This window comes from Actinomycetota bacterium, assembly GCA_019347575.1.
GTDB lineage: Bacteria > Actinomycetota > Nitriliruptoria > Nitriliruptorales > Nitriliruptoraceae > JAHWKY01.
Genome location: JAHWKY010000037.1, coordinates 19,119 through 40,642 on the forward strand (window position 1 = coordinate 19,119; position 21,524 = coordinate 40,642).

Annotated in this window: 14 protein-coding genes and 1 pseudogene; 9 read left to right on the plus strand and 6 right to left on the minus strand. The window is 68.8% G+C overall.

All coding sequences use genetic code 11. The features are described from left to right. The first annotated feature begins 3 nt into the window (after positions 1-3). The 6 genes from lipB (at position 4) to KY469_19025 (ending at position 5,943) form a co-directional block, all read left to right on the plus strand. Positions 4-702: a lipoyl(octanoyl) transferase LipB gene (gene lipB / locus KY469_19000; GenBank protein ID MBW3665187.1), complete on the plus strand. Its 699-nt coding sequence runs from the start codon at positions 4-6 to the stop codon at positions 700-702. 106 nt (positions 703-808) lie between these two features. Continuing rightward, on the plus strand, positions 809-1,729 hold the full coding sequence (gene lipA / locus KY469_19005; protein MBW3665188.1) for a lipoyl synthase: 921 nt from the start codon (positions 809-811) through the stop codon (positions 1,727-1,729). 172 nt (positions 1,730-1,901) lie between these two features. After that, positions 1,902-2,417: a hypothetical protein gene (locus tag KY469_19010; protein ID MBW3665189.1), complete on the plus strand. Its 516-nt coding sequence runs from the start codon at positions 1,902-1,904 to the stop codon at positions 2,415-2,417. A 160-nt stretch (positions 2,418-2,577) separates the two neighbouring features. Beyond that, positions 2,578-4,236, plus strand: a complete 1,659-nt coding sequence (locus KY469_19015; protein ID MBW3665190.1) for an OmpA family protein — start codon at positions 2,578-2,580, stop codon at positions 4,234-4,236. 16 nt (positions 4,237-4,252) lie between these two features. Then, entirely contained in the window at positions 4,253-4,846 is a 594-nt protein-coding gene (locus KY469_19020; protein MBW3665191.1) for a hypothetical protein, read from the plus strand. Beyond that, complete coding sequence (locus tag KY469_19025; protein MBW3665192.1) at positions 4,843-5,943, plus strand: hypothetical protein; 1,101 nt, start codon at positions 4,843-4,845, stop codon at positions 5,941-5,943. The genes KY469_19020 and KY469_19025 overlap by 4 nt, the downstream gene beginning before the upstream one ends. A gap of 14 nt (positions 5,944-5,957) precedes the next feature. Here KY469_19025 and KY469_19030 read toward each other — a convergent pair whose 3' ends face one another. Next, complete coding sequence (locus KY469_19030; GenBank protein MBW3665193.1) at positions 5,958-7,028, minus strand: mechanosensitive ion channel family protein; 1,071 nt, start codon at positions 7,026-7,028, stop codon at positions 5,958-5,960. Between the two features lie 490 nt (positions 7,029-7,518). Here KY469_19030 and glnA point away from each other — a divergent pair, with 490 nt between their 5' ends. Then, positions 7,519-8,949: a type I glutamate--ammonia ligase gene (gene glnA, locus KY469_19035; protein ID MBW3665194.1), complete on the plus strand. Its 1,431-nt coding sequence runs from the start codon at positions 7,519-7,521 to the stop codon at positions 8,947-8,949. A gap of 393 nt (positions 8,950-9,342) precedes the next feature. Here the strand turns inward: glnA and KY469_19040 are convergent. The 4 genes and pseudogenes from KY469_19040 to KY469_19055 form a co-directional block, all read right to left on the minus strand. Further along, positions 9,343-9,679, minus strand: a pseudogene (locus tag KY469_19040) (type II toxin-antitoxin system PemK/MazF family toxin). Positions 9,680-10,162: 483 nt separating this feature from the next. Further along, complete coding sequence (locus KY469_19045; GenBank protein MBW3665195.1) at positions 10,163-10,945, minus strand: hypothetical protein; 783 nt, start codon at positions 10,943-10,945, stop codon at positions 10,163-10,165. Positions 10,946-11,011: 66 nt separating this feature from the next. Then, positions 11,012-13,057: a S8 family serine peptidase gene (locus KY469_19050; protein MBW3665196.1), complete on the minus strand. Its 2,046-nt coding sequence runs from the start codon at positions 13,055-13,057 to the stop codon at positions 11,012-11,014. Beyond that, complete coding sequence (locus KY469_19055; GenBank protein ID MBW3665197.1) at positions 13,054-15,543, minus strand: S8 family serine peptidase; 2,490 nt, start codon at positions 15,541-15,543, stop codon at positions 13,054-13,056. The genes KY469_19050 and KY469_19055 overlap by 4 nt, the downstream gene beginning before the upstream one ends. A gap of 206 nt (positions 15,544-15,749) precedes the next feature. On the opposite strand from KY469_19055, the gene KY469_19060 reads away from it, so the two are divergent. Both KY469_19060 and KY469_19065 read left to right on the plus strand, forming a co-directional pair. Continuing rightward, positions 15,750-17,756, plus strand: coding sequence for a glycoside hydrolase (locus tag KY469_19060; GenBank protein ID MBW3665198.1), 2,007 nt, complete (start codon positions 15,750-15,752; stop codon positions 17,754-17,756). A 283-nt stretch (positions 17,757-18,039) separates the two neighbouring features. Then, the gene (locus KY469_19065) at positions 18,040-20,820 is read left to right on the plus strand and encodes an AAA family ATPase (protein ID MBW3665199.1); all 2,781 of its coding nucleotides are present in this window, start codon (positions 18,040-18,042) and stop codon (positions 20,818-20,820) included. Between the two features lie 532 nt (positions 20,821-21,352). On the opposite strand, the gene KY469_19070 is transcribed toward KY469_19065, so the two are convergent. Next, positions 21,353-21,524: helix-turn-helix transcriptional regulator (locus KY469_19070; protein MBW3665200.1), on the minus strand; the 172-nt coding region annotated here is incomplete at its 5' end.

Consider the following 21,524-nt stretch of genomic DNA (forward strand, 5'->3'; position numbering starts at 1 on the left):
CTCATGCGCGCTTCCGATGCCCCGATCCTCGCCGTCCACGCGGCCCTCGTGCCGTACGGGGTGGCGTGGGACTGGCAACGGGACCTCGTCACGCGACGTGCAGCCGACGAGATCGGCGACGTCCTGCTGACGCTGGAGCACCCGCGTGTCTACACCGCGGGGAAGCGCGCCCACAGCGAACACGTCCTTTGGGGCGAGGCCGAGCGCAACGCGCGGGGCATCGAGCTGTTCGAGGTCGACCGAGGCGGCGACGTCACCTACCACGGCCCCGGACAGCTCGTCGCCTACCCGATCCTGAAGCTCGACGACTCGCGACGGGTCGTCGACTACGTGCGCCTCCTCGAGGAGGCGTGCATCCGGGTGATCGCCTCGCACGGCATCGTCGCGGGGCGCGACCCCGAGCACCGCGGTGTGTGGGTCGGCGACGACAAGATCGTGGCCGTCGGTGTGCGCGTCAACGCGGGCGGGGTGACCAGCCACGGTCTCGCGATGAACGTCACGACCGACCTCACGGACTTCGGCGGGATCGTCCCCTGCGGCATCGGCGACCGGGGCGTGTGCTCGCTCGCCTCGCTCGGGATAGCCACCACGGTCGACGCGACCTTCGAGCGGTTGCGACGCGCCTTCGCGGAGCTGTTCGGTTGTAGCATCGAGGTGACGACCACGAACGCTCTCGAACTCGCCGTCCCCGCAGCGACCTGAGGTTGCCGTGACCGATCAGACCCCCGTCATCCCGCCCCAGGCGCGGACGCTGCGGATGCTCCCCCGCGAGCAGCAGCAGCGTGCTGGCGTCGCCCGCCCGGCGTTGATGACCGGTCTGCGCTCGGACCGCAAGCCCGACTGGCTCCGCATCAAGATGCAGCACGGTGACAACTTCAAGGACGTCAGCCGCCTGATGGGCGATCTCGAACTCAACACGGTCTGCCAGCAGGCGGCATGCCCCAACATCTACGAGTGCTGGGAGACGCGCGAGGCGACCTTCCTCATCGGCGGCGACGACTGCACACGCCGCTGCGGGTTCTGCCAGATCAAGACCGGCAAGCCCGATGGCTACGACCGCGACGAACCGCGCCGCGTCGGGCAGGCCGTGGCCCATCTCGGCCTGAGGTTCGCCGTCGTGACCATGGTGGCCCGCGACGACCTCGACGACGGTGGCGCGTGGCTCGTGGCGGAGACCATCCGGCAGATCCGCGAGGCTGCGGCCGGTGTGGGCGTCGAGGTGCTGCCCAGCGACTTCGGCTACGGCAACGACCCAGCTTCCGGTCTCGCGGCGCTCGAGCAGGTCGTCGTAGCGGGACCCGACGTGTTCGCCTTCAACGTCGAGACGTGCCGGCGACTGTTCCCGACCGTCCGCCCCGCGTTCGACTACGACCGCTCGCTGGAGTTCCTCGCCGAGGCGCGGCGTCGCTTCCCCGACACGACCGCGACCAAGTCCAACGTCATCGTGGGGCTCGGCGAGACCGATGACGAGGTCCGGCAGGCCATGGCCGACCTTCGCCAGGCCGGCGTGCAGCTGCTCACCATCGGCCAGTACCTCCAGCCCTCGGCTCAGCACCTCACGCTCGACCGCTACGTCACCCCTGAGCAGTTCGCCGCGTTCCGCCGCTTCGGCGAGGTGGAACTGGGCTTCGACCACGTCGAGTCCGGCCCCATGGTGCGCTCCAGCTACCACGCCGGGGCGCAGGCCCGGGATGCCGGCGCGTGGGCGCCGACGGCGTCCGGTTCCTGAACCACGTGCGCGCTACGCGCGCGTCCTCGCGACGGACCGTCGGGGATGCTCGGGGTCGCTCCCCCTGGCGCGTACGGTGCGGCGGCGGATCCCGCGCGGACGGACGGGATCGCCGGCGGACCCGACCCCCGGCTGCGCCGGGGTCGGCAACAGGGGTACAGAAGGGACAGTCGTGGAGAACCTCTCCAACGGACAGAAGATCGCTCTCGGCGGCGGCCTCGTGCTGCTGATCTCCAGCTTCCTGCCGTGGTACGGCGTGGATCTGGGTGGGTTCGGTGGCGTCAGCATCAACGCGTGGAACGCGGGCTTCCTGGCGTGGGCGGGCGTCCTCGTCGGCCTGGCCGCAGCGGTGCTCATCGCGCTCAAGGCGTTCCAGGGCAACGCCGTCTCCGCCGGTGGCTTCGCCACCGAGCAGCTCGCGGTGATCCTCGCAGGGATCGGTCTCGTGCTGATCTTGCTGCGCCTCATCACCGAGACCAACTTCCTCAAGTACGGCATCTTCGTCGGTCTCGTCGCTGCGGCGGCTATGACCTACGGCGCGTTCCTGTCGATGCGCGAGGCCGGACTCGACCTCGACGTCGACGACTTCAAGGGCAAGCTCGGAGGCGGCGGAACCAGCGCCGGCGGCGAGCCGCCACCGCCTCCCCGACCGGACGAGCCGCCACCGCCTCCCCCACCGGCCCAGTAGACCGATCCGAACTGCTTCACCGAGGCGCGCCCCGCGGGGCGCGCCTCGCGCACCGGGGCCTCGCGTGCCCCTTCGGGCGCACACCCTTGCCCTCCGGGCGCGCCATCCGCCCCTGGTCGCCCTACTCCCCGTGTGCTTCTCTCTGGCGTAGGGGGTCGTCATGTCGAGATCGAAGGGACGTGAACCCGGGACCGCGCCCCACCGGAGCGCGGTCGAGCTGCCGCGACGATCGGTCACGGCGGTTCCCTCGGAGACCTCTCTCGGGGTCTTCGCCTCCGTCGAGGAGCTACCCCACGACCGGGTATCGCTCAGCGCCTTGCAGGAGCACGCCGGTAACCGCGCCGTCCAGCGCCTGCTATCTGCCCGGCCACGCAGCGCCGGCAGCCTCAGAGGTGACGTCCGCGTCCTGCCCGATGTGCGCCGCACGGGCGGGTACGTCGGTTGGGGACCGGGCGGGGCGTTCGAACGGACGGATGTGCAACGCCAGAAGGGCGGGTCCGCCGCCAAGCTCGACCCGTCCGGGAGCACCTTCGGGGACCCGTTCGGAGGCGGCTTCGGTGGCCCCTTCGGGGGTGGGTTCGGTGGGGCCAAGTCCAACCCGAAGCTCGATCCGTTCGGTGGCGGCCTCGGAGGCGCGCTCGGAGGCGGGACCAAGGCCGGCTCGAAGGTCGGCCCGGGTCCCGAGGCTGGCCCCGCCGACGAGGAAGCGCTGATCGAAGAGCAGGCCAAGAAGGACCTGATCGCCTTCACGGCCAAGAGCTACACGTTCCCCGGCTTCACCAAGGGCATCAACGGCAAGTTCGACGTGACCTACATCCCAAGCGCCCGCCTGCTCGACATCAACGTCAAGGTCAAGTTCGATTTCGTCGGCGCGGGTTGGGGGCTGATGGACCGGCTCATCTACCCGTTCAAGTTCATGGCACAGGCGGGCCCCGCCTGGTCCGGACAGCACCCGATCCACAACGTTCGCGAGCCGAAGAGCATCTGGGGCCCGGCGCTCAACCCCGTGAACGTGAACGTCCGGGTCACACCCGTGAAGACCGACCAGCACTTCACGGTTCGCTTCCACAAGGGGACGGGCGGAGCGGAGGTCCACAAGGGTGTCACCAAGCTGTTCGAGGACGACATGGCGCCGTCGCAGGCGTTCAACCCCGTCACCGCCGCTGGCGAGATCGCCCGCATCGAGCGCATCACGCCCAAGACGATCGACTTCGGACTCGACGCCGACCATGTGCCGGCGGCGGTCGCACCCAAGCTCGACTTCCTCGCGGAGTACCTCCGGCGTGTCAACCGGCCACCGGTCACGCTGACGGTGGAAGGCTGGGCCTCCACGGACGGGGCGGCCAAGTACAACTTCAAGCTGTCGGAGCGGCGCGCCCGCGCCGTCGCCGACTACCTGTCATCGAAGGGGCTCACCAACCACACCATCGTCGTGGTGCCGCGGGGCGAGAGGGGCGCCGGGCCGGGCCCCAAGTGGCGGAAGGCGACCATCACGCCGTCTATCGATCCGACGTGGAAGAACACGTTCAACACGATCACGCACGAGTTCGGCCACATGCTGGGGCTCGGCGACGAGTACCAGGGCACTCCGGGCAAGGTCGCCACGCACCACGGGCTGGTCAAGCAGCACTTCGGCCAGGACTACGCCGACCAGACCGTCAAGCGAGGGGACGTTGCGAGCGGCGGCGTGATGCACTTCGGCGACGATATCCGCGTCCACCACTACGTGACGATGTGGTCCGCACTCGCCGAGACGACCCTGAAGGCACCCGTGCCGAAGCCGCCGTTCGGCTACAACGACTGGAAGATCCAAGGATGAGGATGGGAGCCGCCCCGTGGCACTACGGCGATGGCGACGCGGCGTCTTCGTGCTCGTGGTCTCGCTCGCCGTCATCGGTGCCTGTTCCAACGGCGACGTCGACACGTCGTCCCCAGTGCCAGTCACGAGCCCAGGTGTCGAGGTGAGCGAGGACCTGATCGCGGGCCCCATCCCCGACGAGCTCGACGTACGGCTCCAGAACCGCGACACGAGCCAACTTCCGGACGACGCGCTAGTGCGCTTCCAGTTCATAAACCGCGGACCACATCCAGGCATCAACTACCGCTGGGTCCTGATGGAGGACGGCCGCCTCTTCGTGGCGCGCCACTCAGGCGACACGAGCGACCCCTACACGCCGTTCGATACCGACCTGCCCGCCGATCCGACCACGACCGTCGACACCGGTGTGGTCACCCGAGTTCGCGAGACCCTCACGCGTTCGGACTTCGCCAGTCAGCCTCCCTACCAGGCCGATCCGACGGTCGAGGATGGCACCTTCGCGGTCGTCACTGCACGGATCGACGGGATCCTGCACGAGGTCATCTACGAGGCGGTCGGACCCGCTCCGGTGGGGGCGCTGGCGCAGCTCCTGGAGGAGGTCGGCGCGTGAGGGGCGCAGGGTGCGACGCCGCCGCGAGCGCCACGCCATGGCGCAGCCTCACCGACAGCGTCGTGGAGCTGCCTGTGGTGCGGTCGGGGTACCGAGACGGGCCCTCTCCGTGCGAGGTGTGCCCGACCTCGCCCTGCTGCACGTACCTGCCACTCCACACCTTCCGCATCGGTACCAGGCTGGACCTCGATCACGCGGTCTACCTGCTGAACTTCGACCGCATCGAACTCGGTCTCGCCTCGAGCGGCGATTGGTCGGTCGCCTACCGCTACCCGTGCCGGCACCTCGACCGCGACGACTACTCGTGCGGCGTGCATGGGGAGGTCGAGCAGCCCCAGATCTGTAAGACCTACAACCCCCACGCCTGCTGGTACCGGCGGACCCTCACGACCTCCGAGACCGACGCCCACCTACGCATCGACCGCCCCCGGATCGAAGCGATCATCGAGCTCCTGGCCTTCGACGGCGACGGCATCCTCGTCCAGGGCCCCGAATGGGGCGAACTCCACGCCACGGTAACGGCCGTCGCCCCCGAGGTACCTGCGTCTTCCCCGTCCGATCCTCCCTCGGGCGATCCCGTCCGCGACAGGTGGCGAGCGCTGGCGACCGGCACCGGGGCTTCGGGGCGGCGAGCGCTGCCGCTCGCCCTCGAGGACCTCGACGACCCCTGCGATGACTGCGAAGCGTGGTGCTGCACCGCACTGGTGTTCCCGTACCCTGCCCCGGCCACGCGCAGCAACCTCGACTACCTCCGCTTCGCGCTGGGGTTCCCGGGCATCGAGGTCGGGATCACCGACCAGGCCTGGTCGCTGGTCGTGCGCACACGCTGCCGCCACCTCCAAGGACGCCGCTGCGGCGTGTACGACCAGCCTGAGCGCCCCTTGCTGTGCGAGTACTACGACCAGTGGAAGTGCACCTACCGGGTGCACCTCGGCCAGGAGCGTCCGCCTGGCTACGTCCGACTCGCTTACGAGCAGTGGGATGCGCTCGCCGACTGCTTCCGGTTCGACGCCAACGGGGACATCGTCGAGATGCTCGCCGCCGAGGCCATCCGCGAACGCGTCGAGGAGTCGTGGCGGGTAACGGCCTCAGGCTGATCTGGTTGCCCCGGTCATTCTCCTGGCTGGTCGCCGTCCGTCCCGGGCAGCGCCCCGCCCTCGCCCCGGACCCAGATCGTGCGCTGCGGGAAGGGGATCTCGATGCCCTCCTCGTCGAACGCCGCCTTGAGGCGCTGGCGTAGCTCGCGTGCGACCTCCCACTGCTTGAGCGGCACGGTCTTGACGACCAGCCGGATCGCGATCCCGTCAGCACCGAGGTTCTCCACGCCCCAGACCTCCGGCTCCTCGAGAACGAGCTCCGTGCCAGCCTCGGTCTCGCGGTAGACGTCGGCGACGTCCTTGATGACGCCCTTCGCCAGCTCGATGTCGGTGTCGTAGGCGACCTCGATATCGAGCAGCGCGCGTGACCAGCCCTGGGACATGTTGCCGACGCGGCGGATCTCGCCGTTGGGCACGTGCCAGAGCACCCCGTCGACGCTGCGGACCCTGGTGGTGCGTAGGCTGAGGCCCTCGACGATCCCGATCGCGTCGCCGACGTCGACCGCGTCGCCGACGCCGTACTGGTCCTCGACGAGCATGAAGATGCCGGAGAGGAAGTCGCGCACGAGGTTCTGGGCGCCGAAGCCCAGCGCCACACCGACGATCCCCGCACCGGCGATCAGCGGGGCGAGCTCGATCTCGAAGGTGCCGAGCACGATGAGGATGGCGAAGCCCCACACGAGCACGGAGGACGCCGACCTCAGTAGCGCCCCGATGGCCTCCGCGCGTTGCGCTTGCCGGACGCTGGGGAGCCGTCCACTGGAGAGCGCGTCCAGCCGTGCACGTCGCTTCAGCGTGCCCAGCCGCTGGCGCGTCTGGGGTTCCTGCATCTCCTGCACGAAGCGCTTGATGGCGCGGCGGATCAGGCGGTTCACGAACCACGCCAGGACGAGGACGAACACGACCTTGAGCGGACGTCCGAGGAGGAAGTCGGCCGCCTTCGACCATCCCTCGCTGTTGGTCTGCCCGAAGACCCATTCGCAGAGCAGCGTCGGTTCCTCGCCACAGGCCCCGAACAGGGTGGGATCGACGGGCGGCGGGGGGGCGTCCTGCGCGAGCAGCGTGACGAGCGGCTTGGCGGGCACCGTTCACCTCGGGGTGTGTCGGTCGGCTCGGACGCGACGAGGCTAACGGGCGCCCGCCGCCCGTCGATCGACGGGTTCGCACATCCGGGTTCCCTCGACCGGCACCCTTTGGCTAGCGTGTCCCTCGACACCCGGGCCGGAGTGTGAGGGGGGCCCGTGGCGATCGCGATGCCACGAGAGGATCGCGCCTGTAACAGTGCCGAAACAGCAGAGCAACGGCTGGGTAACCGCATCCCCGTAGCGTCCCGCGCGTCCGGACGGCCGGGTGCGATGCACCGAACCCCAGCGCGTTCCGACGCCAGGAAACCGGGCGGAGCGCCTACCGAGCCCCAACCGCGGCCCGCGCCGCGTGCGCGGGACGCGTCGGTGTGGCGCTCCGCCCACCTCCTGCCGACGCGCCTAGGGTGACGAGCCGAGGGCCCGGGCCCGGACGGACCGGTACTACCACCGAGCAGCGAACACACCCCAGCAGCGGAACGAAGGAGCAACGTTGGGCAGCTCAGAGACCCCGGACGACGTCGTCAAGCTCGTCAGCGACGAGGGCTACGAGTTCATCGACCTGCGGTTCGTCGACCTCCCAGGCCTCGTGCAGCACTTCTCGATCCCGGTCAGCCAGTTCAGCGCCGACATCTTCAGCGACGGCCTGTACTTCGACGGCTCGTCCGTCCGCGGGTTCCAGGGGATCCAGGAATCCGACATGCTGTTGCTGCCGGACCCCACGACCGCCGCGGAGGACCTCTTCCGCGATCGCAAGACACTCCAGATCTACTGCCACGTCCACGACCCCGTGACCGGCGAGGCGTACTCGCGTGACCCGCGCAACATCGTGCGCAAGGCCGAGGCGCACCTGAAGGCGACCGGCATCGCCGACACGGTCTACATGGGGCCGGAGGCGGAGTTCTTCATCTTCGATGGGGTGCGCTTCGACACCAACCAGCACGAGTCGTACTTCCACCTCGACTCGATCGAAGCCGCGTGGAACACCGGGCGTGACGAGGAGGGGGGCAACAAGGGCTACAAGATCCGCTACAAGCAGGGCTACTTCCCGACCTCGCCGATGGATCACTTCCAGGACCTGCGGTCGGAGATGGTGCACAACCTCGAGCGCGCCGGCATCGAGGTCGAGGTCCAGCACCACGAGGTTGGCACCGCTGGTCAGGCGGAGATCGACATCAAGTTCGACACGCTCGCGCGCGTCGCCGACAAGCTGATGACCTACAAGTACGTCATCAAGAACACCGCATGGGAGGCGGGCAAGACGGTCACGTTCATGCCCAAGCCGGTCTTCATGGACAACGGGTCGGGGATGCACACGCACCAGTCGCTGTGGAAGGACGGTGAGCCGCTGTTCTACGACGAGGCGGGCTACGCCCAGCTGTCGGACACAGCGCGGTGGTACATCGGTGGATTGCTCGAGCACGCCTCATCGGTGCTCGCGTTCACGAACCCGACGACGAACTCGTACCGCCGTCTCGTGCCCGGGTACGAGGCGCCGGTGAACCTCGTCTACTCCAACCGCAACCGCTCGGCAGCGTGCCGCATCCCGATCACGGGTTCGAACCCCAAGGCCAAGCGCATCGAGTTCCGCATCCCCGACCCGTCGTGCAACCCCTACCTGGCCTTCTCCGCGATGCTGATGGCGGGCCTCGACGGCGTGCGCAACAAGATCGAGCCACCCGACCCGGTGGACAAGGACATCTACGACCTGCCGCCAGAGGAGCTGCGCAACCTGCCCGGCGTCCCCCGGTCGCTCGAGGAGGCGCTCGCGGCGCTGGAGGACAGCCACGACTTCCTCCTCGAGGGCGGCGTGTTCACCGAGGACCTGATCGAGACGTGGGTGGAGTACAAGATGGACTCCGAGGTGGCGCAGATGGGTCTGCGCCCCCACCCCTACGAGTTCGACCTCTACTTCGACATTTGACATCTACGGGTAGTAGTGCAGATTTCCGCATCTAGAGGCCCCTAGCAGCCCGAATCCGTGAGTCGACTACTCGTTGGTCCGCGGTTGGTCCGCGCGAGAGCGCCGTCCGAACGCGTTGCCGAGCCTCGTCTGGTCCGCGCTCTCCGGCATCAACGGCTGTGTACGTCTAGAGCGTGAAGCCGGGGTCGCCGTGCCCAGATAGTCGTGCCAGCGCTCGGATCGACACGCCGCCCTCCAGACCGAGGCGTAGTAGTGCAATCGGTGACCAGTGCAGTGGTGCCGAACATGGTGCTGCCGCCCGTCGCGGGTGTGCGGTACCGCACGCTCGTACCGCACGCAGCGAGGCTCGGAAGCGCTACTTCCGGATGCGTAACGCACCGGAAGCGCCTCCGGTCAGAGGTCGAGCAGGTCGGCCAGTACTTCGCGGATCTGGCCCAACGCCGCCGGGCCGACCGTGCCGAGGGAGTCGCCCAGGCGGGTCGGTCGAGACGGCGCGAAGGTGCTGGCACTGCGCGGCCGACGGCTCGGACAGGCCGTTGTCGTCGTTCGGGTCGAGGTCAATCTCGGATCGGAATCCACGGCGGGTCGACGTGACTGGCACGACGTGGACGACGTTCGGCCTCTGGGCGAGGAGGACCTGTGCGGTCACGACCACGACCGGGCGGGGGAAGCCGGCCTCGCGGCCGACGGGTTCACCGAGGTCGGCGACGACGACCTCACTCGACGTCAGCTCGAGCCAGGACTGCTCGTCGTCGCGCAGCGGCTCACGCAGCTGGCGACCGACCTCCTTCTGTCGCAGGGCTTGGAGCGCTGCAGATGCGACGCTGTCGATGGTTTCGCCGCGGCGTTCAGCCTCGCGCTTGAACCCCTCGTGGGTGCACTTGCTGGACTGGCGACAAGAACTCAGTCAGTGCCCCCCTCGGCGAGCGCCTCGGGATGGGTCAGCGGCGCGGCGTGCCCGGCACCGGGATCTCATGCACTCGTGCGTTGGGGACGTGGTCGGTTAGGTGCTGGTCGCTGGCGTGAAGAAGGGCTTGGTGGCCGATTCCTGCAGCAGCAGCACCGGAGCGAAGATCCCGCCGACTACGAGGCGGAACGTCGCCACTCGACCGGTCAGGAGCCACACCGCGGACTCTCCCCCTGGGACCTGCCGCACGTCGTGGACACCGTCGATGCCTGGACCCGCGAGGCCGTCGTGCGCGCGCTGTCCGGTCTACAGCGCGTTCCCTGACGTACCCGGGGGGATCCACGGCATACCCGGGAGACCCTCGAGCTCCTCAGGCGTGGCGTTGAAGACGATCGACGAGGCCACCTCGGTCGTGTCGTAGACCCAGAGCGCCCCGTTGGTCGCGATGCCCGTGCCGACGATGCGCAGCTCGAGGTCGTAGGGCTCTCCCTTGCCGTCCAGACCGTTGAACTCGAGGGCGTCGTAGAGGTCGGGGATCGCGAACCGCACCTTCTTCACCGCATCGCCGCCAGCCTCCAGCGGTACGGTGAGGTCAACGTGGGATGCGACCTCGACCCCGTCCGCGTAGAGCCACACGTCGACGCGGAAGTTGTCCCCGTCGGGCTCACCCGCCGCTTGGAGAGCCATGTGGTGGGGCGGGAAGAGGAAGAACTCGATCAGGGCGTTGTCGACCGGGCCGTCGAAGCTGCCGGTGAACGCGGGGTGGACCGCCTGTGGGTGCTCCTGGAAGAGCTGGTACAGGCTCGACCCGAGGTAGCCGCCACCAGCCCCCCCGGTCACCGACGTGGCCGGCTCCGTGGTGTCGAACGTCGGCAGCTGGCCGTCCAGCACGACCGCGTTCCCGGCCTTCGACTCCGCCTGGTGGAACCACTGCTGCTGACGACAGACCTCCACATCGTCGGAGGCATCGTCCGGGGTCTCCGCGCCCCGGATGAGCCGACAGTGCTCACCTCCGTGCGCGGCCACGGTCCCGAGGGCCGCCAACGTGGCAAGAACGACGAGAATGGACAGACGGACGAGGTGACGCATCGGGATCCTCCGGACTGGTCGATGACCTCACTGCTTCCGCACTGCCACCGTCTCCTGCCGACGCCGTCATGGCAGCCAGACCGCGCACGTGCCTGCGGTGTAGTCGCGGTTCGACGCGCTGCGGCCCTCGGCTGTCAAGATCCACGCACTTGCGCGCTGGATCAGCCCGTCGCTCCAGCGGAAGACGAAGGTGATGGTGTCCGCGTCAGGATCGACGAATGCTTCGGCGTGCAGCGATGACGGACGAGCCCACCGGAAGCGTTCGCCTTCGGCGTCGCGAAGGAAGTCGAACTCGCCGGACGAGCCGTCGACGGCCACCTCCAACGTCGTATACGCCCCCAGCGACTGTGCGGGGAGATCGTCGTAGGCGACGACCACCGTGAACGCTCCGGGGTTCGCCAGCATGCTGGCGGTCACGCTCACCACGTCGTGTTCCGGCTTCTCCAGGGCGACCGTGCCGGCGACTTTCGTGTCCCCTCGCGGGTCGCTGATCACGATCTCCGACGGCTCGCCCTGGCAGGCGTCGGGCGCAGGGCGGCTCCCCCGCTTGAGGGCGCGGCTGATCGCGGCGACGGCGTCGACCAGGCCGTGCCCCGCGTGGTAGGAGGTGAGGTGGTCGTCGTTGCTGCGGAGCTGCCCGGTGGTGTCGGTGTAGCCGTCGGGTTCCAGCAGCGCCGCATCAATGAACCGTTGGTGGGCGGTGTCCTCGAGGATGTCCTCGACCTCGCCTGGGGTGAGCGAGGGGTTGGCCTCCAACAGCTGCGCCACGACCCCGGCGACGTAGGGAGCGGACAGCGACGTGCCGCTGAACGTCCCGTAGGCGGGGCCGTCCCTGACCTCGCTGATCGACAACACCTCTGTGGCGTTGCAGTGTTGGCTGGTTGGGGCGCAGCCGATGAGGTGATGGTGCCCCGGGGCGACCAGGTCGGGGTAGGTGGACGGGTCGCCCCGCAGGCCGCGGGAGCTGAAGGCCGAGACGGCGGCGTCGCGGTCACCAGCCTTGCCTTCGTAGAACGACCCGACGCCGAGCATGCCCGGCAGAGGGTGCAGGGCTTGAACGTTGGTCCTCACGGTCGTCCCGTCGCCACCCCAATTGCCCGCGGACCACACCACCACGACGCCCGCCTCGATCAGCGCCGTGGTCGCCTTGCTGAGCGGGCTGTCAGGGTCGAACAGACGCGGTCCCCCGAGGTCCGGATCCTCGGATGGCAGCCCCCAGGAGTTGTTGACCACGCGGATCGGTGGGCACGACCCGTCGCCGCACGGGTCGGCGTGGTGCTCCAGCACCCAGTGCAGCGCGCTGACGGCGTTGAGCATCGCGATGCTGGCGCCGACTGAGAGCCCGACCAGCCGCGCGCCCGGCGCCGTTCCGCTGATCCGCGCGCCGCTGGGGGTGGTGCGCGGGTAGGCCGCGGCCACGCCTGCGGTGATGGTCCCGTGCCCGGTGCCAGACAAGTCCACAGGCGGTGCGGGCAGCCACACCGTACAGGCGTCGGGGGACGGGTCGTTGCCGGCGAGGTAGTCGACGAACTCGCGTGGCAGCGGGCAGGCCTGCCGCAGGTGGACGTCGAACTTCGACACGCCGTCCTCGACGAACTGCTCGTGCAGGGTGTCGAACCCGCTGTCGACCATCGCGATCGACACGCCGCTGCCGTCGTAGGGCGTGGCGTCGGGGCGGCGCTGCGCGTGCAGCCCGGGGTACGCGGCAGTGTCGCGCAGTTGCGACACGCCGGTCGCGCGGTGAGCCACGTCGTCGTGGAAGACCAGCGGGACGTTCGCGTCGACGCGCCGCACGCCGGGCTGGGCGTGCAGCGCGCGCACAGCCTCGGGCGACCCGGCGGCCGCGACCACGGCGAGTCGGTCGAGCACCTCCACCGGGGTCAGGCCCGCCGCCTCGACCGCGGCGAGCGCCAGCTCGGTGCTCTCGCCGGTGACCAGCACCACGACCGCGTCACCAGGCGTGGCCGCGGCCAGGCTGTCGGCGACCTCCGGCCGGATCGACAGCGCGGGCTCCTCCCCGGCAGCCGCGGCAGGCGCGAGCAGCGCGAGTACGAGGGCGGCCAGGGCCCAGAGCGCGCGATGCTGGAATAGTGGGCAGGCAGCAGACGTCATGACCTGGGCCTTTCAAGGAGCGTGTGATGCCACATCTCAGCCTGTTGAGTGAACGTGCCCGTCGTCAGATCGAGCCCCGAAGCGCTGAATTCCCCGCCCCAAAGCAGCCTCATCGCGGCATCGTCGAGCCGTTCCTGCAGGCCGCTGACCCGGAGCTGAAGGCGCAGGCGTGATCCGGCCGGCACCGTTACGGGCGAGATCTCGAGCGTGTGCTCACCAAGGCTCGGATCGCTACTGGGTTGCAGCGGGACGAGCGTCTCGACGAGGCCCCGGACGAAGCGTCCCTCAACGTCGACCGCATCGATGTCGACAACGACAGGGCCCCGAAGTGGAGGAGCGATCGCGGGCTGTGCATCATTGACCAGGTAGAGACGTAGCGTCGCCTGCCCACCCACGATCGCGTCCGCTGGCAGCGGTGCCGACACGAACTCCGCGCGCTCGTCGTCCAGCGCGAAGGAGTCGAACACGAAGCCTCCCGCCCGACACTCCGCCTGCGGCTCGCCGAACGTCAGCTCACCCCTGGCAGCGGCTGGATCGTAGGAGCACCCCTCCGGGGAATCGATCGCGCCGCCGGTCCCGCCATCCAGCCCGAGGGAGAGCGTCCCGGTCGGGACGAAGGCGGGCGCCGGCGGTTGCTGTGGTGTCTGCGCCGCCAACTGCACCACGGCTAACGTCACGGCACTTGTTGCCGCCTCCGGGAGTCCGAGGTCCGCGCCGCCGACCACCTCGACCCGCCATGTGCCCGGTGCGGCGTCGATGTCGCGGGCCTCGAAGTCCACGTGCAGAACGCTGGCCATGTCCTTCTCTGGTGGCGCCACGGACTCGCTCGTTGCTACCTCGTTGCCGTCCGCGTCGATGAGCACGAGCGCCCACTCGTAGCGGTTGCCACGCCCTAGCCCGTCCCGTTCGAAGGCGATCGATGCGCGGATCGCCTCGGTGTCTTCACCGACCTCGATCTCGAACGCGCGGTTCTGGGGGTCGGCGAGGGTGTTGCGCTGAACGGTCCATTGGTCGGAGCGCAATATCCGGTAGGGGCGGGCCGCGAGCACGCGGGCGTCGGCTTCGGCCTGCAGCTGTTCGACAAGCGACTCGGAGAAGTCCGAACGGGTCACCAGCTCGACCGCGGCTGCGGCGTCGACCACGCCGTACCCGGACTGCCAGAACGGCGCGCCGTCACGCATAGGGGTAGCGGTGACCTGGAGGACCTGTTGGATGACGTCAGGTGTCAGTTCCGGGTTGGCCTCGAGCAGCAGGGCCACCACGCCCGCGGTGTGGGGCGCCGAGAAGGAGGTGCCGTACGTGCGCTGGCTCACGCCCGGATCCTCCTGCGGCCCGTTACCCAGCCCGGCGGGAGTGGTGGTCGAGACGACCGTGTACGCAGGGGCGGACACGTCGGGGTGCGACAGGCCGAGTCCGTCGCCTTCGAAGTGGACGTGTCCGTCCGCATCGGGCACAGCCGCCTGGCTGTTGTCGAACATCAGCCCGGATGAGGATCCACATACAGACGAGCACTGACCTGACCGGTCATCCCAGCGACCCGCCGCGAGCGTGGACCCTCCTGCGGCGATGACCCACGGTGCCGTCGCGGCATGGCCGATCGTCATCTCGTGCCGCGTGTTGCCGACGCCGTGGACCACCGTGATCCCCGCGTCGTGCAACGCTTTCGTGGCCAGGTTCCAGGGATCCTGGGGGTCGAACACCCGATAGCGGTGTCCGTAGGACAGGTTGAGAACCTCGATCCCGTACTGCTCGTGGGTGGCGAGGATGTCATCCATGGCGGCGATGACCGAGGAGGCGAACGCCTCCAAGTCGGCGTAGCCGATCAGATCCGCTCCCGGAGCGACGCCGACCAAACCCGGGTGCGCCGTTCCGTCCGCAGCCGCCGCGCCGGCGACCAGGGTGCCGTGCCCATCCGAATCGGTGTTGTTGTAGGGCAGGTCGTCGAACGGCACGAACAGCGTCGGTTCGGGGGCCCCTTCGACCAGCTCCGCCGGGTCCGGCATGACAACCTTGACGTTTCGGACCACGCGGTTAGCAAGGTCCGGGTGTGTGGCGTCGATCCCGCTGTCCACGACGGCGATGCCGACGCCCTTGCCGGTGTAGCCCAGGTCCCACGCCTGGGGCGCGCCGATCGCAGCCGACGAGTCCGCCGAGAGTCGCTCCAGTTCCTCGTCCGGGTACACGTCGCGCACCAGTCCGGCAGCGACAGCGCGGCGTAGGTCAGCAGCCTGCCCGCCCACCACCGCGAGGGGAAGATGCTGCATCGGCACAACGCCCAGCCCGATCTGGGTGAGCGCTTGCGCGTCCTGGCGCGTCGGCACCTCGTCGAACGTCGCGATCGCGCGGACGAGGTCGCCCTTGGCGACAGGCGCAGGAACTGCGGGAAGCTCGACGAACGACCCCGGGAGCCGGGCCGCGGCCGATACCGCAGGAACGCCCTGTAGCAGAACGATGCACGCGAAGCATGCGGCAACACGACGGTTCATGCGTCATCCCTCCGAGTGATCACTTGCGCCTCTTCGGTCGTCCGTGATCTCTGGGCCTCGCGTTACGTCGCTTGGTCGAGGCCCCGCTTCTCCTCGGTGGGGTTCGTCGGGAAACGGGACACATCCTGCCGGGGCGAACCCTGTATCGACCCCTGTATTTTCGAAGAGCTGATCTCACGCTGTTGACGCCGCGGAGGTGGGCGACGATGATCGCCGTGAGGGAGGGTGTTCCGAACGGCCTCGGGGGGGAACCCATGTCGTCGTCACGACGCGATCCGCGCACGCATGCACGCCGCGCCTTCGGCGCGCTCATCCTCGTCATCCTCACGATCGGTCCGCCCGGCCGAGCGGTGACTGCCGGTCCAGCGGATCCCGGAGCGGGCACGATCGGACCGGACAACCCCGAGGTCACCTGGGACGGTCAGCACTTCGCGGCGATGCGGACCTTCTTCGGTCCCGACCTGTGCTCGCCCGAACGTGATCCGGACAACGTCCTGTGCGACCACTTCACCCTGACCGTGGACGTCGAACCGTCCTACTGGGAGGCCCACGAGGGCGGCGCACGGGTGAGCGTCGAGTGGGAGCAGCCCTCCAACCGCTTCCACCTCCACGTCTTCCGCGACGGCGAGGTCGTCGCGAGCTCGGTGACAGTGACCACACGCATGAACGAGGTCGTCATCCCACGTGCTTCGGGTACCTACGAGGTCCGTGTCACTCCGGAGGTCGCACGGGGCGCCGGGTACGTCGGCACGGCGACGTTCGTGTCGCAAGAGCCCGGTGCGAACGCCAACCCGAGCCGCTCCTACCACGGCGTGCGGACGACGGGCGCTGTGCCGGACGAGGAACCGCAGAGCACGCCGACGGGCCACGCGGCTCTGCCCCCGAGGTTCCAGATCGTGGACGTCGGCCGGAACGCACAGGAACCGACGATCGGCGTCGATCCCACCGGGACCGCCTTCTACGCAGCCGTGGCCGTCGACGGTGTCACCACCCCCGCCCCGGGCCAGACCCGCACCCGGCTGCTCCGCTCGACCGACGACGGGCTCGTGTGGCAGGACATCTCGCCGGCGCTCGCCCCGGACGTCGCTGCGCACCAGTTCACGTTCGACCCCTTCGTGTACGTGGAGGACCAGAGCGGCCGCGTCTTCCTCGTCGACCTGACCATGATCGGGTCCCAGGTGTCGTTCTCGGATGACGGGGGTGAGACCTTCGAGACGGTCCACATCGACGCAGTGACCGGGATCGACGACCGCCCATCGTTGACGTCCGGTCCCGTCCCAGAGGGGGTCCCTCGGCCGACGCTGGATCCAGCCTTCCCCGAGATCGTCTATTACTGCGTGAACCACATCACGCACACTGGCTGCTTCCACAGTCTGGACGGGGGCCGGACGTTCCTGCCGACCGGGGAGCCGCCCTTCGCTGGTGTCAACACGGCCACCGGCGCCTTGTGCAGCGCGTTTACCGGCGACGTGCAGACCGATGTCGACGGGCGGGTCCTGCTACCACGGATCACGTGCGTCGAGTTGGCGGACGAACCAGGAACGGTCGAGCTCGAGGTGCCGGAGATCGCGGTCTCGGAGGACGCGGGGGCGACGTGGACGCGGTCCGTCGTGAGCGAGACCGTCCTGAGCGGTTCAGCATTCTCGCAGGTGGCGGCCGACGCGGACGGCAACCTCTTCTACGTCTGGATCGACGCGCGGCATCGACTCCCGTACCTGGCGACCTCGACCGATCACGGCGTGACGTGGAGCGATCCGCTCATGTTCGGGCCACCCGGGCTCCGCGAGGCCGCCCTGCCGACGATCGTGGCCGGCGACCGGGGACGTATCGCGGTGACGTTCATCGGCTCTCGCGTCTCCGACGAGACGGACTTCACCCGCCCCTGGGACTCCTACGTGGTGATGTCCACGAACGCTCTGGACGAGGATCCGCTGTTCGTCTCGACGATGACCAACCCGCGCGGTGACCCCGTCTACCGGGGTGAGTGCTCCGAGCCCTGCGCCGGGTTCGCCGACTTCCTCGACATCCAGCTCTCGCCCCTGGACGGATCCGTGTGGGTCACCGCGGTGGACGCGTGTACCCGCATCGAGGCCTGTACCACGGACGGCGCCCCCGGCGTGGTGCATCTGACCGGCGAGGACGGCGCGGTCCTCGACAGTCGCGGGATCGCCATCCGCCAGGTCGCGGGACCCGCCCTGGCTGCTGGCCCGTAGCAGCGGGTCGAGGGGTTCTGGACGAACGCCAATCCTCGCGCCCACCGTCGTTCGTTAACGTGCGACACCGTCGGCGTGTGTTGTCAGCGCGGCATGCCGAAGGGTGGCTCGCGTCGGCTGGCTGAACATGTAGGGGCAGATGGGTGCCGTTCCGGGGAGCTAGCTTAAGCTCAGGACGGACGGCCTTGCACAGCGGCCGTGTGACGGGGACGATCGGCGCAGGATGGCGGACGCAGCGGCCGGATCATTCCACGGGACACCTCTTCTCGAACGGGAAGGCGAGATGGTCCTGCTGACCGATCTCGTCGAGGGGGCGCGCGGGGGCACCGGACAGCTCTGTGTCATCCAGGGCCCGATGGGGATAGGGAAGACGCGGCTACTGGGCGCGGTCCGATCGGCCGCGGAGGGGCGAGACCTGAGGGTGCTTTCTGCCCGTGCTGGAACTCTCGAGCGTGACTTCCCCTATAACGTCGTCCTGCAGCTGTTCGAGCCGGAGCTGCGCAGGATCGGACCTCGCGCACGCGAGTCCCTGTTCAAGGGAGCGGCGGGACAGGCGGCTCCGATCCTTTCGCCCGATGGGCGGGCCATCAGGGCGGAGTCGGCGCCCGCCGATCTTCCCTTCAGCATCATCCATGGCCTGTACTGGCTCACTTCGAACCTGGCGGAGCGCACTCCCTTGCTCATCGCCGTCGACGACGCTCACTGGACGGATGAGCCATCCCTCCGATTCCTGGAGTACCTGGCTCATCGCGTGGGCGATCTGTCCGTGCTGCTCGTGCTCGCTTTTCGCACGGACGAACCCAACACGGATAGCGAGCTGGCGATGACGCTCACGAGCGATCCCCGGGCAGCTCGCCTGCACCCGGCCCCACTGAGCGAAGCGGCAACAACGGCGTTGGTTCGTGAGCTACTTGCGTCGGACGCGGCGGCGGAGTTCTGCCGCGCGTGCCACGCCGCGACTGGAGGGAATCCCTTCTTCCTTCACGAGCTGATCAGGACCCTCAGGTCTGAGCGCGTCCCGGCAACGGCCTCGACGGCCTCGCGAGTGGCGCACGTCGCCCCCGAGGGCATCGCCCAGAGCATGCGCCTGCGGTTGGAGCAGCTCGGTGTCGCCGCCCTCCGTCTGGCGCGCGCCGTCGCCGTCCTCGGGATCGACGCCGAACTGCGGCATGCCGCGGCGCTCGCCGGCCTGGACAATGCATCCGCTTCCGAAGGCGCCGACGCGCTGTTCTCAGCTGAGATCTTCAGAACAGCCAGGCCGCTGGAGTTCGTCCATCCCGTCGTCGAGGAGGCGGTGTATCAGGGCATATCACCGAGCCAACGCGCCGATGCTCACGCGCGCGCCGCCGCCCTCCTTCACGAGGCGAGCGCGGATCCAGACCGCATCGCGGTGCAGCTGCTCTCCACCGATCCCGCTGGCGTCAGCTGGCGGGTAGCCACGCTCGTGGAAGCCGCTGAAGATGCGCTCGCAGGAGGCGCCTCGAGCGCTGCCGTCAAGTATCTCCGCCGAGCACTGGCAGAGCCGCCCGATCCAGATGTGCGAACCATCGTTCTCCGCCACCTCGGTCGCGCCGAGATACGCGTCGGCGACCCGACAGGGATCGAGCATCTTCGCGAGGCGCACGAAGACGCCCCGGAGATCGCCCGTGAGTTGGGCCATGCATTGCTGATCTTCGCCAGCACCCCCGTTGAGGCCCTCGATTGCTACGACGGCGCCCTGGCAGACCTGCCGGAGGAGGAGCAGGAACTCCGCCTGCAACTCGAGGCCGACGCCATCTCGGCAGCGCGATTGTCGCCTGCCACGTTCGCCCAGGCGACCGAGAGGTTGGAGCGTGTCGATCAAGGCATCGCCGGGGCCACCCCAGGTGAGCGACTCATCCTCGCCAACCTGGCCATCCATGAGGTGCTCCAGGGAGGGTCGCCGAAGAAGGCCGCGTCGCTCGCCGAGCGCGCCGTCGTGGGCGGACTCCTCACCGACCAGGGAGTCGGAGCACCAACCTTCTACGACGCCCTCTACGCGACCATCATCGCGGAGGAGTTCGAGCTCGCCGAGCGCTTCTGTCAGGCCGCGCTCGCCGAGGCCCGCGCTCAGGGATCGCTCATCGGCCTCGCGGGCGCTTCGGCGTTCCGTTCCGACCTCCTGTACCGCCAGGGGATGGTGGTCGAAGCCGAGACCGATGCTCGCACAGCAGTCGAGGTGACATGGGCAACGGGGTTCGGGATATTCATGCCGCTCCCGCTCGCCCACCTGATCGACGCGCTGATCGAGCGGGGCGAATCTGCGGCGGCCCGCGATGTCCTTCGCGAGAAGGGAGGTGAGGAGATCCCGGACGGCCTCACGGGCAACTATCTCCTCTTCAGCCGCGGTCAGCTTCATCTCGCTCTTGGTGAAGCAGAACAGGCGGCGAGGGATCTGCTGGAGGTGTATCGGCGCGAAGTCGCGATCGGACGACGGAACCTCCGGCTTCCTTATCGGTCGGCCGCGGCCGTTGCCCTGGCGCGGATCGGCGACCTCAACCAGGCTCGGAAGCTCGCCGATGAGGAACTTCGACTCGCTCGGTCGTGGGGAACACCGCGAGCGATCGGGGTCGCGCTACGTGCTAGGGGTCTGGCCGCCCCCGGGAGCGAAGGCATCCCCTACCTCCGGGAATCAGTCGCCACACTCGCGCAGTCACGCAGCTTCCTTGAGCACGCACGAGCATCGACCGATCTCGGCGCGGCCCTGCGCGGGGCCGGACTCCGCTCCGATGCCCGTGAGCCGCTCCGCCACGGCCTGGACCTCGCCCACCGGTGCGGGGCTACCGCGTTGGTGGATCGCGCGTATCAGGAGCTCCTGGCCAGCGGTGCCCGCCCACGTCGTCCCGGTGCAACCGGCCTCGACAGTCTCACCTCCAGCGAGCGACGGATCGCTGCGATGGCCGCCCAAGGCCTCTCGAACCGAGAGATCGCCCAGTCGCTGTTCCTCGGCATCAAGACCGTCGAGATGCACCTCTCGAACGCATACCGGAAACTGGAGATCCACTCCCGCTCCGAGCTTCCGAAGAACCTGCTCGCACATCCATAGCGGCCTCCCGAACCGGGTCAACTCCAGGTCTATGGATGGGCGTCTCGGCGACCTGCATGCGGCTGCGGATCGATCGCGTCGGCCAGAGCGCGGAACCGCCCCGGCCGCCACCGCCGCATCCGTCGGCCGGCGGCGTGGCAGGTGCTCGAGCAAGTCCTGCGCCCTGCGACGACCCCGTCGGGTCGGCACCACGGCCGCCAACACTTCCTGCCCCCACGCCCTGGGCTGGAAGAACGGCCGTACCGTGATCGACAAGTTCGATGCCTCCATCGCGGAGGGTCGTTTGTAGCCCGAGTTGGGCCTAGACCGATGATGCTCCTATGCCCGGAGGCCGCCGACCCGCACTGGTCCTACGTTCGGTCCGCGGTTGGTCCGCGAGAGGTCCGGCGACGACCGCTAACGACGCGAACGGATGACAACGATGTCGTTCGTGAAAGCCCAGGTCAGGGCCACGGTCCGTGGATGACCGGTAACGACCGCGAGGACCCCGGTGAGACCTTCGACATCTGTCGACGTCGCCAAGAAACGGCGGTCAGGACTGCCGCGCGCCTGAGAGCGCGGGTACGAGCTCCTTGCGCCCTCCGACACCGAGCTTCTGGTAGGTGCTCGTGAGGTGCGTGGCCACGGTTCGCACAGATACGAACAGCGACTGGGCGATCTCGCGGTTCGTAAGCCCCTGCGCGGCGAGCTGGGCCACGCGGCGT

Excerpts from the sequence above, each read along its gene's own strand:
- KY469_19065 (MBW3665199.1), top strand. The coding sequence starts at position 18,040 with ATGGTCCTGCTGACCGATCTCGTCGAGGGGGCGCGCGGGGGCACCGGA.
- KY469_19050 (MBW3665196.1), bottom strand. The coding sequence starts at position 13,057 with ATGACGTCTGCTGCCTGCCCACTATTCCAGCATCGCGCGCTCTGGGCC.
- KY469_19015 (MBW3665190.1), top strand. The coding sequence starts at position 2,578 with ATGTCGAGATCGAAGGGACGTGAACCCGGGACCGCGCCCCACCGGAGC.
- lipB (MBW3665187.1), top strand. The coding sequence starts at position 4 with ATGCGCGCTTCCGATGCCCCGATCCTCGCCGTCCACGCGGCCCTCGTG.
- KY469_19055 (MBW3665197.1), bottom strand. The coding sequence starts at position 15,543 with ATGAACCGTCGTGTTGCCGCATGCTTCGCGTGCATCGTTCTGCTACAG.
- KY469_19060 (MBW3665198.1), top strand. The coding sequence starts at position 15,750 with ATGATCGCCGTGAGGGAGGGTGTTCCGAACGGCCTCGGGGGGGAACCC.
- lipA (MBW3665188.1), top strand. The coding sequence starts at position 809 with ATGACCGGTCTGCGCTCGGACCGCAAGCCCGACTGGCTCCGCATCAAG.
- KY469_19045 (MBW3665195.1), bottom strand. The coding sequence starts at position 10,945 with ATGCGTCACCTCGTCCGTCTGTCCATTCTCGTCGTTCTTGCCACGTTG.